The organism is Streptococcus raffinosi (assembly GCF_030284685.1).
Classification (GTDB): domain Bacteria; phylum Bacillota; class Bacilli; order Lactobacillales; family Streptococcaceae; genus Streptococcus; species Streptococcus raffinosi.
Window position 1 is genome coordinate 120,349 of the sequence record NZ_JASUZV010000002.1, and the last position, 18,652, is coordinate 139,000.

General features: G+C 38.1%; 18 protein-coding genes. 17 read left to right on the forward strand and 1 reads right to left on the reverse strand.

All coding sequences use genetic code 11. The features are described 5' to 3' along the window. The 16 genes from QRD39_RS02055 to QRD39_RS02130 all read left to right on the forward strand — a co-directional run. Positions 1–332, forward strand: a 332-nt coding sequence (locus QRD39_RS02055; protein ID WP_285955486.1) for an LPXTG cell wall anchor domain-containing protein, incomplete at its 5' end; no start/stop codon positions are given. A gap of 250 nt (positions 333–582) precedes the next feature. Continuing rightward, a complete protein-coding gene (locus tag QRD39_RS02060; protein WP_285955487.1) occupies positions 583–2,268 on the forward strand; it encodes an LPXTG cell wall anchor domain-containing protein in 1,686 nt (561 codons plus the stop codon). A 318-nt stretch (positions 2,269–2,586) separates the two neighbouring features. Continuing rightward, a complete protein-coding gene (locus QRD39_RS02065; protein WP_285955488.1) occupies positions 2,587–2,814 on the forward strand; it encodes a hypothetical protein in 228 nt (75 codons plus the stop codon). Positions 2,815–2,890: 76 nt separating this feature from the next. After that, entirely contained in the window at positions 2,891–3,235 is a 345-nt protein-coding gene (locus QRD39_RS02070) for a hypothetical protein (RefSeq protein ID WP_142390727.1), read from the forward strand. 61 nt (positions 3,236–3,296) lie between these two features. Continuing rightward, a complete protein-coding gene (locus QRD39_RS02075; RefSeq protein WP_037599298.1) occupies positions 3,297–4,046 on the forward strand; it encodes a hypothetical protein in 750 nt (249 codons plus the stop codon). 86 nt (positions 4,047–4,132) lie between these two features. Further along, complete coding sequence (locus tag QRD39_RS02080) at positions 4,133–4,438, forward strand: PrgI family protein (RefSeq protein WP_285955489.1); 306 nt, start codon at positions 4,133–4,135, stop codon at positions 4,436–4,438. Beyond that, positions 4,389–6,794, forward strand: coding sequence for a VirB4-like conjugal transfer ATPase, CD1110 family (locus QRD39_RS02085; RefSeq protein ID WP_285955490.1), 2,406 nt, complete (start codon positions 4,389–4,391; stop codon positions 6,792–6,794). The genes QRD39_RS02080 and QRD39_RS02085 overlap by 50 nt, the downstream gene beginning before the upstream one ends. Positions 6,795–6,850: 56 nt before the next feature. After that, a complete protein-coding gene (locus QRD39_RS02090) occupies positions 6,851–9,622 on the forward strand; it encodes a phage tail tip lysozyme (protein ID WP_285955491.1) in 2,772 nt (923 codons plus the stop codon). Positions 9,623–9,646: 24 nt separating this feature from the next. Next, a complete protein-coding gene (locus tag QRD39_RS02095) occupies positions 9,647–10,330 on the forward strand; it encodes a hypothetical protein (protein WP_049546151.1) in 684 nt (227 codons plus the stop codon). A gap of 18 nt (positions 10,331–10,348) precedes the next feature. Beyond that, entirely contained in the window at positions 10,349–10,618 is a 270-nt protein-coding gene (locus tag QRD39_RS02100; protein WP_285955492.1) for a hypothetical protein, read from the forward strand. Positions 10,619–10,620: 2 nt separating this feature from the next. Then, the gene (locus QRD39_RS02105) at positions 10,621–11,523 is read left to right on the forward strand and encodes a hypothetical protein (protein WP_285955493.1); all 903 of its coding nucleotides are present in this window, start codon (positions 10,621–10,623) and stop codon (positions 11,521–11,523) included. 12 nt (positions 11,524–11,535) lie between these two features. After that, positions 11,536–12,060, forward strand: coding sequence for a DUF3801 domain-containing protein (locus QRD39_RS02110; protein WP_285955494.1), 525 nt, complete (start codon positions 11,536–11,538; stop codon positions 12,058–12,060). A gap of 9 nt (positions 12,061–12,069) precedes the next feature. Further along, entirely contained in the window at positions 12,070–14,064 is a 1,995-nt protein-coding gene (locus tag QRD39_RS02115; protein ID WP_285955495.1) for a VirD4-like conjugal transfer protein, CD1115 family, read from the forward strand. A 33-nt stretch (positions 14,065–14,097) separates the two neighbouring features. Then, entirely contained in the window at positions 14,098–14,253 is a 156-nt protein-coding gene (locus QRD39_RS02120; RefSeq protein ID WP_156921844.1) for a hypothetical protein, read from the forward strand. Between the two features lie 73 nt (positions 14,254–14,326). After that, complete coding sequence (locus tag QRD39_RS02125) at positions 14,327–15,508, forward strand: JAB domain-containing protein (RefSeq protein ID WP_285955496.1); 1,182 nt, start codon at positions 14,327–14,329, stop codon at positions 15,506–15,508. An 11-nt stretch (positions 15,509–15,519) separates the two neighbouring features. After that, the gene (locus QRD39_RS02130; protein WP_285955497.1) at positions 15,520–15,798 is read left to right on the forward strand and encodes a hypothetical protein; all 279 of its coding nucleotides are present in this window, start codon (positions 15,520–15,522) and stop codon (positions 15,796–15,798) included. Here the strand turns inward: QRD39_RS02130 and QRD39_RS02135 are convergent. Beyond that, positions 15,784–16,734: a hypothetical protein gene (locus QRD39_RS02135; RefSeq protein ID WP_285955498.1), complete on the reverse strand. Its 951-nt coding sequence runs from the start codon at positions 16,732–16,734 to the stop codon at positions 15,784–15,786. The genes QRD39_RS02130 and QRD39_RS02135 overlap by 15 nt on opposite strands. A 166-nt stretch (positions 16,735–16,900) precedes the next feature. Between QRD39_RS02135 and QRD39_RS02140 the strand changes: the two genes are divergently transcribed. Beyond that, positions 16,901–18,646 carry a DNA topoisomerase gene (locus tag QRD39_RS02140; RefSeq protein ID WP_285955499.1) on the forward strand — a complete coding sequence of 582 codons (1,746 nt, stop codon included), beginning with the start codon at positions 16,901–16,903 and terminating at the stop codon, positions 18,644–18,646. Positions 18,647–18,652 lie beyond the last annotated feature (6 nt).

Genomic DNA, 18,652 nt, shown 5'->3' on the forward strand with positions numbered 1-18,652 from the left:
ATGTATCAGACGGGACTTCTGGTGTTACAGCACCTACCACACCTGTGACACCAGCTCCTTCAACAACACCCAAGTCTAAGGAAAAACCATCTACTTCTAAGACGAAGAAGTCAAAAACAACTGCTTCTAACAGTCAAATTCCTGATCCAAATAAGGTAACGGATAAAGCCCCTGAAGCTAAACCGTCAACTGACAAACAAGCAGTAGCCACTGAAACAGAGTCGTTACCACATACTGGTGATGATACCGCCCTTACAGTAAGCCTTACAAGCCTAGGCGCATTTCTAATTGCAGCAGGACTTGGTTTCTTGCCAAAACGTAAGAAGGACTAGATGGATTACCTAAGACCAATTTTAGGAATTATTTTATCCTTTGTAATTTTAGTTGGCCTTAATATGTTATACATTTTAATTAGCCGTTATATTACAAATTTGAAAAAATTACCAGGACGGTTTGAATGGCTTGATAAACCCGTCTTTAAAAAGAGGTTCACTACAACCTCAACACAAAAAAACCCCGACGGCCATCGGGGTTAGTTAAAAATTTTAAAAAATTTAAAACCTACGGAGATATTATACCATAATGATGTCAGAAAATAAAACTTACACAGTTCGTAAAAACAAAAAATACCGCAATTTGTGTGGTGCTATTTTAGCAGCTGCCTTATTCTTGGCATTAGGTGCAGCAAATGCTTCAGCAGATGAAGTAACACCTTCAACTGCCTCAACAAACACAACAAACACCACTCAGGTGTCGCCGGTAAACACAACTGAAAAAGTTGAAGTCTCAAAAGATGCTACGTTTAATACGGAAGTTCCTACGACTACAAAACTTAATGAAGTTGTTTTTAGCGCCAAAAATGCAGGTGTGACGGTCAATGAAACATCAGCGACAACCGTTGATAATGACAAAACAGCTCACAACGATTACGACAAACAGGCAGTAGCTATTGATAAAGCTACACAAGATTATCAAAAAGCAACAGAGGCTTATAACAAAGAAGTTGAAGCCTACAACAAAGCTACAGATGTAGCAACTGAGGGTAAAGGGGAGTCTCAGACTACCCAAGACCAAGGGCAATATAAGACTTGGCAAAAAGTCACTGTCAACAATGACGGTACTTTCACAAGCACACACGATCTGAACGATGGTGTTTCATCATTTGCACAAGGAACACTTTCAGGAAAAATCAACTACACAGTGTCTAATAATGGTGATGGTAGCGAAAAAATCACAGTATCAACTGTAGATTTGAACAGCTACAATCTCAACGTTACAGGGCCAAACACAGCAGTTAATAAGGATATTCGCTATGTAGCGAAATCTCCAGACGGAACAGAATGGTTTGCATGGAGCCACAATGGTCTTGAGTCAAAAGATAACGCTATCAACAAATCATTTGCACTCAACCAAACATTCAATGTCAAAACAGGTGAATACACTCCTTGGGTCAACTTCTTGAAGATTGATGACACATGGATTGAAGACACATTTGGTCAACTCTATTTCCGTATTCAAAACAAAAACACAGCACCAACAGCGCCAGCAGTTGCCTCTGTATCATGGCACAAAGACAATGTTAAGAAGCCAATTTCGGTTTCTAAACAAGTAGTGGACGCTGATGGTAAAGACATCAACAATGGTACTGTTCAAGTAGGTCAAGAAATTGCCTATGTTCTTAATGGCGCACGCATTGAAAATCAATCAGCAGAAGCTATTAAGAAATGGAAGTTGATTGACTACCTTGATGGCAAACATGACGAGTATCTAGGTTGGGAACCAATCGCAGACTCAATCAAAGGCGTCAAATATGCTGACGGTTCAGCAGTTACCGTGGACGACATTGTAAAAAATGCTAACGTTACTTACAATGCAGAAAACCACAAGTGGGAACTCGACTTGCCACAAACATTCTTTGCAAAACTTGACCGTAAGAGCGCATTCGATCTCGATGTTAAATTGAAAGCGAAACGCATTGCGTCAGGTGACGCTTATAACGATGTGGTGCAAGTTCTCAACGATAAGACTGTTATTTCTAAAACAGTAGTGACCCACACACCAGAAAAACCAAAACCAGTAACACCAACTGGAGAAAAAACACCAACTACACCAGTAGTTTACACACCAGAAGCACCAAAACCAACAACTTATCAAGCTCCAGCGTTGCCAAAGACAGGTGAAGCAGAAACTGGTCTTGCTATCGTTTATGGTTTGTCTATGGTCTTATCTGCCGTAGGCATTGCAGGTATTAAACGCAAACAAAACTAATCACTAAAATATAAGCCAATTAGATTTCATTTAACCAAAAACTCCGATAAGACATTGGTTAGTGACGAGTGCTTTTAGGAGCATGACAGGGTTCGAGTCCCTGACTCGTTGTTAGTTTAAATATTGACCTAGATAAGTCAATAAACTGTCTATGAAATCTAATTGGCTTTTTGTAAAAATGGAGGTTCTATCATGATTGAATATAAACAAGAAGATTCACAAGTTATCCTGCTAGAAGATGAACCTTGTGTAATTATTGAAGAAAACTAACTAGAGGCTAATGCCTCTTTTTTGCAAAACAAAGGAGAAATAATAAAAATGGAAGTTGTTACAAAAATTATTACTGTCATGGGTGCATTGGTCGCTATTGGTGGCCTAGGATGGGCATTTGTAGGTGCAATTGAGTTCTTCCAAGGAAAAAAGAACCAAAACCCACAGCAAACCGATAACGGAATGGCGGGTATGGTTTATGGTGGCGGACTAGCTGTTGTAGCATCAGGTATTGCAGCTGCAATTGTTGCTGCAATCAACTCAATTCAATTTTAAAAGATATTTAGAGAGATACCAAAGCGTTAATAATTATGATACAATAAGAAAAAGATTAGGAAAGAGGTTGATGATTATGAATAGAGAAGAATGGATTGACTATTATGAAAGCATCAATGGTCATAAACCATCTATTTCAGAGGTTTATGAAGCCGAAAAAAATGGTGATATTTTTGTAATTTCTGAGTCATCTACTCCTTTAACTGTCGAAAGTCAGGATTATATTTCAAATCATAGTCCTAACTATCGCAAAAAATCAGCCTGGAGAAGCCTTTGGAATGCACTGACATTTATCTTCAGTGTTTTATGGGGGTTGGTAAAACTTGCTTTCTCACTTGCTTTATTTATAGTTAATATTATTTTGACCATTTTCTTCTTTTTTGTACGTATCATAGGTTTTGTTTTTCTCTTATCACGTTAATATTTATCATGAAGTGTTTCAGACACTTCTTTTTTTATCCTTAAAGTATGAAGGGAGGACTATGGACGAACTTATAAAAAACATGACAAAAAGTTTAAGGCAATATAATAGCGCTGCAAACCAAGCTGTTATTGGTATTAATAAAAGTTTTGTTGTAGTAGGTTATATTATTGTTAGTTTCTTTTTGTTAGTAGAAATGATGTCCTGGTACAAGTATCTTAAGCAACAAGGCGGAGAACTGACTTATCGTCTCATGTTAGAAGTTGCTTTAAAGTATCTTATTGCATACTTTCTGGTAGCCCTGTCAAGCCAAATTGTTGTTGCTATTATGCAGGTTACTAGTCTATTGATACGTATGGTTGGAGCTAACGTATCGAATGATCTTTTTGAATTTACAGCTCTTAAAAAAGGAAATTGGGTCATTAGGGCGGTTGTAAATGCACTAGCATATCTTTGCGGTGCCACAGCCTTGATGCTAACAAATATCCTAGTATTTATGAGATTTATTGAACTTTATCTCTACAGAGCCGTATCACCTTTAATCGTTGCTTTTTGGATGTCTGATGACACAAGAAGCATTGCGACTAATTTATTGAGAAAGACTACCGCAGCTGCCCTACAAGGACTTTTGATTGTCATTTTATTGGTTATTTGGCATGCCTTCGGAGTGCAAACCGATATTGACCTAGCTAATGCAGATTGGATAAAAACATTTGCATCAGGTTTTTCTTATATTGGAAAGTGCATTTTATTTGTTTGGTTGCTCTTAGGTTCACAACGGATGGCAAGATCACTTCTCCAAGCTAACTAAATGGAGGTATATAGTTGAATAAAAGTAAATTAGGGTCGATTTTCCTAAAAGAAATTGACCAGTATGAAAGGTCGATAGTAGGGGGTATGACGGCCCGTATTTTTATAATGGTCTTAGGTGTAGGAACTGTCGTTATGATTGGTGTCTTACCAACAGTTTTTTGGTCTATTCCTGACCTATATATGTATATGGTGGTTGCTCTAGGAACACCACCTTTTATCATCTATGGGTTTAAGTTGGACGGGATTGTTAAAGAACGGTTGCTATTTATCTTAACAATTCAAGAACGAAGCTATCAAACTGATGATGATTTCACAGCATTTGGAAATAAGGAGGTAACTTATGGCAATTCTGCCTTTTCGCAAGCAAAAGATGTCCACGAATGGAATTAAGCCAACTCTTACACAAGAGGAGCTAGAACGTGGGAAACAGCTACAAAAAGCATTAAAAAAATCAACTCAAAATACAATTAAGTACACGAGTCTTTTTGAAGATGGACTCATGCACATTACAGGTCGTGAATTTTCACGGACCTATGCCTTGGGTGATGCTAACTACATTACCGCAAGTGATGATGAAAAATCAGATATTATAGATTACTATGCTGATGCTTTAAATGTCTTAGACAGTGATAACACCTACCAACTCACGGTCATTAACCGTCCTTTACCTGACAATGCTGTAGAGCAAATTTCTTATGATAGAGTAAATGATGGTTTCAATGATTATCGTGATGAATACAACAAAATAATTAAAGATCGTTTTGATAAGGAACAAAATAACTTTGAGGTTAAAAAATTTGTTACAGTTTCTACAATAGCTGAAGATAGAAAAATGGCCTACCGTAGGCTTAATGACGTTGAAAACAACTTTACAGCTCAATTCCAGGCGGTAGATGTTGATTTCAAGGTATTAAATGGCTCAGAGCGATTAAATATCTTCTCTGATATTCTTAGAGGTAATCCATACTTGAACCTTGATTACCGTGACCTTATCCGAAGTGGTCTTGGTACCAAGTCATTTATTGCACCTGGTTCAATTTGGTTCCAACCTAAAATGATGAAGATTGATAATCAATTTGGACGTGTAATGTTTGTCAGAAATTATCCGAATTTCCTTAATGATCGTTTGATTAAGTCGCTCGTAGATGTTGGTATTGAATTAGTTATCAATGTTTTAGCACGTCCTTATGATGTAGGTGAGTCCTTGAAAAAAATCAATAATGCAGAGGCGGCTATCAAAATGGATATGGTCAAAAGTCAAAAAGCAGGGGCTCGTGATGGTATTTCACAGGAACTTGCTACTGGTGGGGTTGCTGCGGAGCTTGCTGAAGAAGCCGAAGTTTGGAAGTCTGAAATACAGGATAATGACCAAAAAATTTATTCAGGCATTTTCACAGTCTTCTTTAAAGCGGATAGCGAAGAAGAGCTAGAAGACTTTACAAGTCGAGTTAAGGCTGCTGGACGTAAGCATGGCGCAGAATTTGATGTAGCCTCTTACCAACAAGAAAATGGTCTTAATTCAACTTTACCGATTGGTATTCCGTTCCTTGAAGTGAAACAAAATTATATGCGTGACATGACAACCTCTAATATTGTGACACAGGTCCCTTTCACAAACGTTGACCTTCAAAGTAAGAGCCCCTGGGCAGTCTATTATGGACAAAACCAATTAAGCCATAATTCGATTACCCTTGATCGTCAACGTGATTTGAATACACCTTCAGGTGTTATTCTTGGGAGCTCAGGAAGTGGTAAGTCGGTAACAGTTAAATCAATGGAAGTAATTCCAACATTATTGAAAAACATATATGATAGAGTCATCATAGTAGACCCTGAAGACGAGTATAGTGATATCGGACGAGAATTTGGAGCGCAGATGATAGATATTTACCCAGGTTCTCAGACTCACCTTAACCTACTAGATTTGCCTGATATGGATAAACTGGATGCTGAAGATGGAGATCCAATTGCTCAAAAATCTTCATTGTTGATTGGTTTCTTTGAAAACGTACTTACAGAAGTTACGGATGCCCAGGTGTCTATTATTGACCGTGTGACTCACTTAACTTACGAACGTTTCCAAGATAAAGGACGTATGCCAACCCTTAAAGATTGGCATGATATTATGTTAGATCAACCAGAACAAGAAGCTAGAGATATGGCAATTGCTTCTGAAACCTATGCTAAAGGTTCTCAAGATATTTTCTCTTATGAAACTAATGTAGATATTGACCGCTTTGTTATCTTCAATTTGAAAAAACTTGATGGGAAATTGAAACCTTTCGCACTGATGGTTGTTCAAGACTATATTTGGAATATGGTTGTTAATAATCAAGGAAAATTCACTACACGTATCTATTTTGATGAAATGCAAAACCAATTTCAAACTGATAATCAGGCGTTGTTTTTCACTAACTTGTACGCCCGTGTCCGCAAGTATGGTGCAATCCCTACAGGAATTACTCAGAACGTGGAAACGTTGCTTGATCGTACTGAAGGACGTAAGTTATTGAACAACTCAGAATTTGTTGTTCTTCTAAAACAAAAAGGGTCAGATGCCCGTGAATTGGCTGCTATGTATGAATTGACAGAAAGTCAATTAAGATATGTAACGAAACCTAAAGCAAAAGGTACAGGTCTTATTATCGCAGGCGGAACAGTGGTTCCATTTGAAAATCCAATACCTAGAACAACGAAATTATTTAAACTAATTGCAACAGATGCTTATTCGGAAGCAGGTGCATAGAGGTGATAGATAATCACCTCTTTTTTCATATCTAAACAGAAAGGGGTGATTATTTCTTGAGTAATAAACAATCGCCAAAAAGTAGATACTCTCAAAGAAAACAAGAAATCAGTCAGGCTGTTCAAAGGCATAATAACAATAGAGGCCGAATTGCACAGCGAGGTGCTAATAAAGAGTATAAAGAAGCTAAGGCCGCTTATCGGGAAGCTGCTAAGAACTATCGTAAAGGAGGGGGAGCTGAAGCTCTCAAACTTAAGAAGAATAAAGATAACTTAAGGATTGCTCGTAAGACAAAGAAGATAGTTAAAAAGACAAACCCGACAAAGACTCAGAAGATTACAAGAGCTGTTGCTCAAACAGGTACAAGAGCTGCTACTTCCTATATTGCGGCAGGTTTAAGTCAAGACGAAGATTTAGAAGAAATTGTAAAGCATACGAGAACGTCAAAAAATGCCCTTCACGTTGCTAAAAAAGGTGCCAGAGGTATCGGAAGAGTATCTAAAGCAACAGGTAGGGGTGTTGTTAAGGGCTCTCGTTTTGCCAAACGTTCAACGAAATCAGCAGGAAGAGTCGCAAAAAGGACTGCTAAGAATGCTAGGCGTGCTGCACAGGCAAGTGTCAAAGGAGCCAGAAGAGCCTTGCAAGTGGCTCAGCTAGCTATTAAGGCTGCTGCTGCTGCTGTCAACGGAGCGATTGCTTTCTTTGCGACACCAGTTGGTTGGGTGGTTGCTGTAATTCTAGCTTTAATGTTACTTGTGGTCATGGTCACTGGTGTATTCTCGTCAAATATTGTTCAACAAACAGATTTCAGTTTAAATGACTCTTGGGTCCAATTATCTAAGACAGACCGTAAAAAATCGAATGATAAGGTTGAATACTACACAGATATTGATGAAATTCTACTATACATGAATTATCGTTACGGAGGAGAATGGGAACCATCTGCCAAGTGGGAAGATGGTAATGGTGGAAAATGGGCAGGAAAATTTGGCCTAAACCATTTCTCAGATGCTCTTGATGATATTTGGAAGCAGGAAAACGAAGATCCAAACAACCTGAAGACAATGAAAGATGTCTATACAAACGGGAAAGAGTGGACCAAACTCAGTAAGTCTGATCGTGAAGAATATGAAGAAATTCTTGAAAATGCAAAGGAGTCAGGGAAATACCCTGGAATGCAAGAACTTCAAAACCCTCTATATAATGCTGCTGATGATAAAAGTCAGTCTGAAGGAGTCATGATAGAAAAACGATATGGTTATACAGCAAAAGATAAGTTTAGCTATAACACGACTATCAAGGCCTCTTCAGGTCAAAAACTTTATGCGCCTATGGACGGAAAAGTTGAGGTTGGAAAATCTACACTAAAGACCTTTAAAACGAACCTTCCAAAAGATAAAAAGGAAAGCGAAGAAAAGAAACAGAAGACTAATATCATTATCTATACAGATGATGCAGAGTTTATTTTCTATAACGTTTCAGGAGCTCGTGTTAAGTCTGGAGACAAGATTGAAGAGGGGACTGAATTAGGGTCTGTTCAAGGTAATGGACAAGAAATTGCCTATGCTAAACGCAAAGAGACTTTGGACAGTAATGACAAAGATGACAAAAGGTATTATGACGAAGCCAAATATCTTGAAAAACGTGATGAAGATAATGAGGATGCCAGAACCTTCACCCGTAATGTAGATAAAAAAGGGAAGAAGATTGATAAATGGCAAATCGTCAATCCTGGCTTTTACTTCCCTTTTGTCGCCTATAGCCAACATACTCAAGTAACAACGATAGAGACAGCAGGTGAAATGAGTGGACGAGCAAAACAACTTTATGATTTAGTCAAGAAGTACCTTCCTGAAGCGACTGACAATGGAATTGCTTCAATGGCAGGGTGTTTTGGTGTAGAGTCTCTAATTGAGCCTAAACGTGCTGAAGGAGATTATCTCTCCCCTCCTGTCGGGGCTTCTGCCGACTCATGGGAAAATGAGGAATGGTTGAATATGGGAGGCCCTGCTATTTATGGTGGAGGTTTTCCAAACATTCTTCACCGTGGACTCGGTCTAGGTCAGTGGACAGACACAGCAGATGGGGCAACACGTCACACACTCTTACTTGAATATGCTAAGAAGATTGATAAAAAATGGTACACGCTTGAAGCTCAAGTCCGTTTCATGCTTGAAGGTGACAACCCTTACTATATCAATATTCTGAAAAGCGTATTAACAAGCAATGATGACGTAGATACCCTGACAAGTCGCTTTCTTTCTCAATGGGAAGGTGTTCCAGGTGATAAAATCAGCGAACGTCAAAAGATTGCGAAACAGGCTTTGACCTGGTTCCATCAAACACCTAAGAGTTCAGGAACAGGTTCAGGACCAGGAGGCACTAAGGCCTCTTCTTGGGACTTCCCTAGTGAATACGAAGGAAAACTAAAATGGGGTCAACCGTCTAGCAACACTATCACAGGTTACCCAGGAAACAATTACCCTGCAGGACAGTGTACCTTCTATGTTTGGAACCGAGTCCACGAAACTTGGGGACTTGATGTAGCTCCACAACTTGGAAACGGTCAAGATTGGGTTGCTAACCTTGTAGCTCAAAACGGTTGGCATACTACCTCAACCCCTCAAGTTGGGGCCGTATGTTCAACTGCTGGTGGCTTTGACGGAACTTTAGGTATCTATGGGCATGTAATGTTTGTTGAGCACGTTAATGATGATGGTTCATTCTTGATTTCTGAGCTTAACTATACTTTTGTCCAAGATAAGGTCCATTGGAGGGTTGTCAATAATGCAAATTATTATAGTTTCGCTATGCCTCCTGGACAGTAAAATACAATGAAAGAAAGGTCTATTATGATTGATACATTCAAAGTTAAAATTTTAAAAGGAGTAGGAATTGCTATTGTGGTGGTTCTGATCTTCGTTATTGGGTTCGGTGTTGGACATATTGGAAAGTCAACACAGAAAGTGTCAGCTCCTAAAACAAAAAAAGTTGCTGAAGGAACAGAATTGACCCAGGACTATATCAGGAAATTCTTGATTGCCTATTACACGAAGAAGGACCTAGAGGAGAACCGTTCTCGTTATAAACCATTTATGACTGATGGACTATATACGTCTGTTGTCAATATGGAAAATGAACCCGTTAATCAAACTTATAAGGGTTATGTTGTTGACCAGGCTTTCAAATCAGCTGATATCTTTATTGATGAAAAGAACAATACAGCCATTGCCACAATCAACTATACAAATACACTTCTGAAAAATAAGGGCGACTATAAAGATGCTCAGAAGAATGTTGCTAGTAAAAATACACTGCGCCTAACATTTACTAAAGATGGTAAAAAGTTCAAGGTCAATAACATGAGCTACCTTATTGTTACAGACTCAGCAAATGTTACAGACACTACTAATAGCTATGGCACACTAGAGAGTGCTTCAAGCTCTGGAAGTAATACCTCTGCTTCTACTGGTACTAGCGGAAGCGGAAATGCTACTTCACCAACCTCTACAGACTCTTTAAACAGTGAGGAATAATGAAAGGGAATATAAACAATGAACGACTATCAAGAAAAACTACAAGAAGAACAAACTGAACAAAAACCTAAACGTAAAAAGAAAACAATTCAAGAACGCTTAGATAGGGCTTTAGAATTGAAAGCAAAGACGGAGAAACAACTTGCTAACATTCAGAAGCGCCTGGATGGTTATAATAAGCAAGTCGAAGAGCTCCAAGTGGAAGCACGTCTTGAAGTAATCAAGCGCTATGATATAAGTCCTGAAGAATTAGATGCTGCTCTTAAGAACTACAAGGAGGGTGATTGATAATGTTTCAAGTTACAAACCTACAGACAAACAAAATTAGTGAGTTTACTAATCGTGCTCAATTTCTCTATGAGATGGAACAAATTGAAACAAGACACTTAGCTACAAACACTATGGGGCGCTATAAATTAACTCATTTAAACGCTAAAACAAATGAAGTCCTAGAAGAGAAGACTGTGGAAATTCCCCCAACTGAAGGTGATCTTGAACAATCTCTGAAAGACTTTGGTTTAGTCGCTGAAGGAGGAGGCTTGTTTAGTCGTCGTAAACCTAAACAATCCCTAAAGGTTCCCTCTCAATCAGTATCAGAAGAAGATAGTAACCCAGTGAATATTGATGATGTGGAACAAGTGTCACCTATCTCAGACACAAAAACAAATCTTCCTACTAGCAATAGTGTTGTTCCTTCATCATCTTATTCAGGAAGCAAACTTAACATTGTAAGTTTTGGTAAAATTGTGGCTTGGTTGGCGGTTCTCTTCTTAGCTCTCTATGGAGCAGGTGTTTCACACACTATTGCGGTAGGGCTTAAATCTGGAGCAATTAAAACAACACAGTCTACACCAAAACAAACCTCAACTGTTAATGATATGTCAGATGAACATGAAGTAGATGTTTTCAGTCGCTATTTTATTGGAGCATATCTTACCAATAGTGACCTTGATAATTTCATTAGCTCAAAGGTTTCTAACAAACCTTTTGACAAGGTGACTACAGCAGCGGTCCTACTTGAAAAGGCACAAACCAAAGATAAGCAGACCTATGAAATGACTTATGTTGTTAGCTATAACAAAGACGATAAGACTAAATCATCACGCTTTAAATTTACTGTTAAAAAAGCCAAAAAGGCTATGTATGGCTATGAGGTAACTAAGTTGCCAAAAGAGTCAGATTATCCAGGATAAAGGAGAAGAAAAATGGTTGTAGATCAAGAAGCTGTCATTAGAGAATTCAAAAATCAAGGGGGGATGAGTGCCAGACTCCTATACAACATCAGTTGCGTTCTAGCAAAATCATTAGCAGATAGAGCTGCTGATATACGCAAGATGGTTTCATCAAAAATTGAGACAATGCCTGGGGAGAAAAAATCTATAGATGCCCTAAAGAAGAGAGGCGATACATTAGATTACAAGCAATTCTCAAATAATGAAATGAACCTAGACAAGTTAAAAGCCTATTTGAAAGAATATGGTATTCAATTTCACGCAGAAGAGCTAGCAAATGGCAACTATAACTACTGGTTTAAATCAAAAGATCAAAAACAATTTCAAGCAGCTCTTGAAAGAGTAAAAGAAGATATTATTAACGACAAAAAACAAATTAAATCTCTTCAGAAGACTCCTAAAGACTTAAAACCTCAAGAACAAATCGCTAAACACAAGACAGCAACGCCAAAACAATCAGTAGGAACTAAAGTTAAGAAGCCTACGAAGTCAGTTTAGGAGGGGCTTATGCAAAAGAAAAAACCTAAATTCTGGCCATTTGCAGTATTAGGGCTTATCTTTGCCCTAGCTTTAAACCGTGGCTACACACTGTTCTCGATGTCCCCACCTGTAACGGCAGAACACTTATTCATGCCTTATGAGTATACAGTAACAAACTATTTCAACCCTCCTTATTTTCTCTTTAGTTCCAAGCCTTTAGGGTTTGCTGCAATGGCTATAGGTTTCTTTATTGCTCTTGTTCTTTATAGTAAAATGAGTACCACAAAAAATCTAAGATCAGGAGAAGAAGCAGGGTCGGCCCGCTTTGCGACTCCAAGAGAACTTCAGGGGTTTCAGGACAAAGAGCCTGAAAATAATATGCTTTTCACTCAGAATGTGAAGATGGGGCTTTACAACAAGCGCCTCCCCTTTGAGTGGCAACTAAACAAGAATGTTCTTGCCTGTGGTCTTCCTGGTGATGGTAAAACCTTTACTTATGTTAAGCCTAACCTGATGCAGATGAACGGTTCTTATGTCGTTACTGACCCTAAAGGGTTGCTAGTGCATGAAGTGGGTACAATGTTGGAAAAACATGGTTATCAGGTTAAAGTGTTTGACCTGGTAACTTTATCAAATTCAAATACGTTTAACCCTTTCAAGTATATGCACTCAGAACTAGATATAGACCGAGTAACTGAAGCTATCATTGAAGGAACTAAAAAATCAGATTCCCAGGGGGAAAATTTCTGGGTACAAGCCAACTTGCTTTTAACTAGGGCCTTAATTGGTTATCTCTATTTTGATAGTCAGGTTCGAGGATATGAACCTAACTTATCTATGATTGGGGATCTCTTGCGTAACTTGCAGCGCAAAGAGGATGATGTTCCTGCTCCTGTAGAACTAATGTTTGAAGAGTTGGAAGAGGCACTCCCTGGGAACTATGCTTGTCGTCAATGGGACCTTTTTAATGCAAACTTTCAAGCAGAAACAAGAAACTCAGTGCTTGCTGTGATGTCTGCACAATATTCTGTCTTTGATCACCAAGCCGTGACTGATATGATTAAGACAGACTCAATGGATATTGACACATGGAATATTCAAAAGACGGCCGTCTTCATTGCAATTCCAGAAACAAATAAGGCTTTCAACTTCTTAGCCTCAACGTTCTTTGCAATTATGTTCGAGGAATTAACACATGGTGCTGATGCAATTATCCAGGGAAGACGTGAAGGCTACAGCTATGAGGATCTTCTTCACGTTCAATTTATTATTGACGAATTTGCCAACATTGGCCGTATTCCTAATTTCAATGAAGTCTTGGCCTCTGTGCGAAGCCGTGAAATGTCCATTAAGATTATTTTACAAGCCATTAACCAACTAAAGGCCTTGTATAAGGATGACTGGAAAACAATCTTAAATAACTGTGCGACTCTGCTTTATCTAGGTACCAATGATGAAGACACCATGAAGTATTTCTCAATGCGTGCAGGGAAACAAACAATTGATATTCAGAACTATTCTGAAAGCCGTGGACGTGGTGGCTCAAGTAGCACGTCTCACCAGCGCCAAGGCCGTGACTTGATGACACCTGACGAGGTTGCACGTATCGGTATTGATGAAGCCTTAGTCTTTATTGCTAAGCAGAATGTTTGTCGAGATAAAAAGACAAGTGTCAACCTCCATCCTATGAAAGACTGGCTTGCGGATAGTCCTTCTGATAAAAACTGGTATGATTATGTCCGCTATGGGTCTGATATTGAAGAATTTTTGGCCAATATCGAATATGAAACAGTCGTTGATTTGACTGCTGAACTCGAAGCTGAAATTGCTAGAAATGAAGCGCAAGCAAGCAACGAAGAAGCAGGGACTAACCAAGCTGAAATGACCTCTGAAGATAATGCTGAGATTGCCTCTGAGAGTGTATTTCAAGAAACTGTCTTACCAATTCATCATGAAACAGTCGTAGAAGACGACCTAGAAGAAACTGAAGATGTTTTGCCTTTTGCATGGGATGAAGATTGATAGTGATATAATACAAGAAACGGAGGTGATTATATGACTGAAGATATCAAACAAAAACCACGAGGTTTTAAGGGCCTGATGGAAGATTTAGGGGTAAGTACATTTGACGAACTTATTGACTATATGCAAAACAATCCCACTGATCCACTTGTCCAGGAATTGGAAGAACTTTTAAATAAATTTTATTAGTCTAACTAAAGATAAAAGCCAGGTCAATTAAGACTTGGCTTTTTCTATTACATAAAAATGGAAGGAATAACAAATGAGCTTATATGATTACTTTGGCGTTGCAACCCCCCAAGAGCTTTATGACCTGATAACGAACGATGACCCACGAGTTGATGACCTTCAGAATTTCCTGACTTATGCGAAACAAGAAATTAGCTATGAGTCACCAAAAGTTTTTAATTATGAGGCTCTATTTAAACTTGTGAATAGTGAGCAATTGATTCCAAGGGAGAATGAAGCCTATATTATTGGTTTTTCGACTCAACGGAGCCCGACATATTATGCAAAAATTTCTGGGGATATGTCTGAGAAAGAGGTTCTTAATATTGCATTTAAGGCAGATATTAAGTCTTACGCTATTGTAGATCACCCAAATATCTTTTCTCAAGATCAAGATGGTGTAATTAGAGATATTGATTGTAATATTGGATTGATTAGAGGGGTTTATGGAAATACCGCTAGGGACTGTCTTGATAGAATATCAATTTATGGTGAAGAAGGCATACTTCCGCTAAGAATGTATTCGCATGAAGCCGAGACATATGAACCTGTTGATTTTATGGGTTACGATCATACTGCTGATTATAAAGAATTTATTATTGGAAATGATAGCATTTATGACTTGCCTGAAGAACTAACAGCAGCATCCGAACTAAGTGATTTTGTTGGCTACTATGTAACAAAAGAACTTGAGGGCTTAAATGTTTATTATGATGAACAAAAAATTGAGTCGTTATTATGTATGAAAGCTACTATGAATAGACAGGAGGTTTTCACAGTTATCACTTATGATGACCAATTAAACATTAACGGTATTAAGGATATGTTTATGGGTGCCTATAGTAATACAGTCGTTGACCTTGCTTTTGTCATGGATCAAGTCAATAAAGGCCAAAATAAGGGCTTTATTGTTAGTCATAATCATCCTTCTGGCGGATTAAGGGCTTCTAAAGCTGACATAGAGACTACAAGAGCTCTAGGACGTCTTGGCGAATTATTTGAAAAGCGCCTATACGATCACTATATTGCATCAAGCAGAGGGGTTACGTCATTAGCTCAAGAAAGTACTATTGGTCGTGCCCCTAGAGCGAGATTTCTTGCAATGGCTAAAGAAAGGGAGGTAGACAAGTATTTGTTAAAACTTGCAGATACTCTTGAGAAACAAAGCGCTAAACTACAAGATAGCCCTAAAAAGAAACAAGGGCGGAGTATTTAAGGAGAAGTAAGATGTCAACACAAGTAACCAACGAGAAAGTAGATAAAAAATATTATGCTGTACTTATGCTAGTTCATATGGGAAACTCTGTTTGGCTAGTCCCACAAGATAACGGAAGTTTAGCTTGGTCAAATGAGTTTTGCGATACGCAACCATTTTTAAGCTATGAAGAAGCTAAAAGTGTAGTTGAGAGTCACTTTTTACAAACTTTTGGGTTTATAGGTTCATACAAAATCATTGAACTTACTTATGAAGAATTGTTGGACTTTGAAATTTTAACTGATAACTAAATAATCTAGAATATCTACATGTTTAACAGCAGGATTGATGTAATCTTTTGTGGGGTGTTTCTTGAACCTACCAAAGAAAAATAATCTTAATGGTTGTCCATCCTTAGCTGCTTTTTCTAAAATATCGAGTTTATATTTAACACCACGATGACTAGCTGATTGTTTGTTAATCGTGATTGTAGGAGTGGCGGTTACATTATTCAAAGTACATTTACTTTTGAACTGCACTAGGAAATAGTCATTTTCAGGTTTGTCCTCAAAATTGATATATCGTACGGAAGCATTATCAAAGTAGATATGGACGTCTTCAAGATTGATATTTCTTTGTCCTGCTTCTGATAGATCAATGAAATACTTTGATAAGTTTATCTCTTTATTATTTTTATTGAAAAACGTGTATCGTTCGCCTGACTGTTCATCCAAGTAATATTGAACGAGGTCTTTCAGCCGCTTAATGTGCATTTTAAAGGTCTTGTCATCAATATATTTGGACTCTCTAGACTTTGTTTTGGAGTTAGATAAAGGGCCAGACATTTGGGGCTCGTTTTCTTTCTGTCTAGGTTGTGAAATAACAGCTAAATCTCCTTTGACAAGATTGACATCAATAATAATCTTATTCTTATCACGATAAAATGATCCATGGTTTTCCTTTTCAGTTTCAAGTTCCCTTAATTCGTAATTTTTTACGATTACATCGCAGTTTTGACAATCGTGAACTTGATTTCTTGCTCCAGGTGTAAAGTGAGGAGTCTTGTTATAATCTTCTAAACCGAAATTAGTCAAAGTCAGTCTAAAAGGGCACAATTTGCCACACTGGAAGGCGCGCTTATCATATAGTTTATTAAAATCTCCCGTTGATAATATGGATCGTCTGTGTGCCTCCAAGGGTGTTAAATCAATATTAGCTTCTAAGCTATACGCTTTTTCATATGACATGAAATTTACCTCTTTCTAGTGGTTTAATTATTATATCTTTATTATGTTGTTTTTTTACAAAAAAAATAACATAGCTATATCATAAAGGAAAATGATAAAAGATTCAGTAAGGTGACAAACCAATTTACCTTATTAGCATAACATATATTTAGAAAGGAATAATAAGATGCGAACAATACTACTCTTAGCAGAAAAGCCCGATCAGGCAAAAAAATATGCTAATGCTTTGGGAAACCCAAAGAAGACTGATACTGGTTGGGATGTTTATTCCGAGCAACTATCTGCCCAGGTCCTTGTCCGTCCTGCGGTTGGACACTTGGTTGAACGGTCTAACCCCTGGACTAATTTTGAAAATTGGGAAAGCGTAGAACGACTTCCAATGTTCCCCGATCATTTTGATTTTGAAATCAAAAAAAATACCAAGAAGAATTTTAACGCCATCAAGAATGCTATTAAGACCGTTGACAGTATTATGATTGGAACGGACCCAGACCGTGAAGGAGAAGCAATTGCCTATTATATTCTCAACAAGATACCAGGTAGTTTGAAAAAGGTTAGTTATCGTTTATGGGCCAACTCACTAACTCAAAAAGGGCTAGATATGGCATTTAGAAACTTAAGAAGACCTGAAGAAACAGTCAACTATTACCATGAAGCGGAAGCACGAGGAGAAGCTGACTGGCTGGTAGGTTTTAATTTGAGTCCATTTACAACTCTTATGATGCGAGATCATGAACTAATTCCTGAAAAGTCCAAAGGTATGACGGTCGGACGAGTACAGACTCCTATTGTTTCGCTAATTGTTAAAAATAACGAGGAAATAGAGAATTTTGTTTCAAAACCATTTTGGCAACTCCGATTATTTGACCAGACAAACCAGGTCGCTTTCTCTCATGAAGCCAAGTTTGAAACTGAGGCAGAAGCTGTAGAAGCCCTAGAATTATTGTCAGATAGGGCAACGATTACCCAGGTATCTTCTGAGAAAAAATCAAAGACAGCTCCTAAACTCTATAACCTTACAGATATTCAAGCTGAAATGTCTAAACTCTATAAATTTGATGCTGATAGGACAAAAAGTATCATCCAAAGTCTCTATCAAAAAGGTTATATGTCCTATCCACGGACAAACTCAAATCTTATCACAACTAATGAATTTGATTACCTAGTAGAGCATATTGACGACTATCAAGCAGCTATTGGTAAGACCATAGAAACGCCAAATAGAAGCCCTAGAAAGTCTTTTGTCAATGATAAAAAAGTGGTGGAACACTATGCTATTATTCCTACCGAGATCATCCCAAATATGGAAGAGCTAGAAAAAGAAGAACGTCTGATTTATCAGATGGTGACCTTCAGAACGTTGTTGATGTTTGCACCAGATTATGAGTACACGTCAACAAGTATTACCCTGGATAATAACGGACAGGAGTTTAAAACAACTGGCTCTGTGACTTTATCTAAAGGTTGGCAGGTCTATCTTCCTAGTCAAAGTAAGGAACAGGTTTTACCTCCATACCAGGAGGGACAGGAAATTGCTGTAGAACGTCAACTGAAAGAAGATGCAACAAAACCTCCTCAACGTATCACTGAAAACAGCCTTTTGAAAAAATGGCTACCTAAGTACAGCTTGGGGACACCTGCTACACGGGATGCCATGATTAAGTCTGTTCAGGATAAAGGGTATATCACAAAGGACAAAAAGAGTGGCCAACTATTCCCAACCGAACGAGGAATATTGCTAATTCATTATTTGGATAAGCTCAATATAGCTTATACCAATCCTGAAACAACTGGTAAATGGGAAACAGCACTTGCCAAGATAGGTGAAGGGAAAATGAAAAAAGAGGACTTTGTGGCCAAAGTTAGACTGGCCATAACAAAACAAATTGAACGAGGGAAAGAAATCGGATAGAAAGGA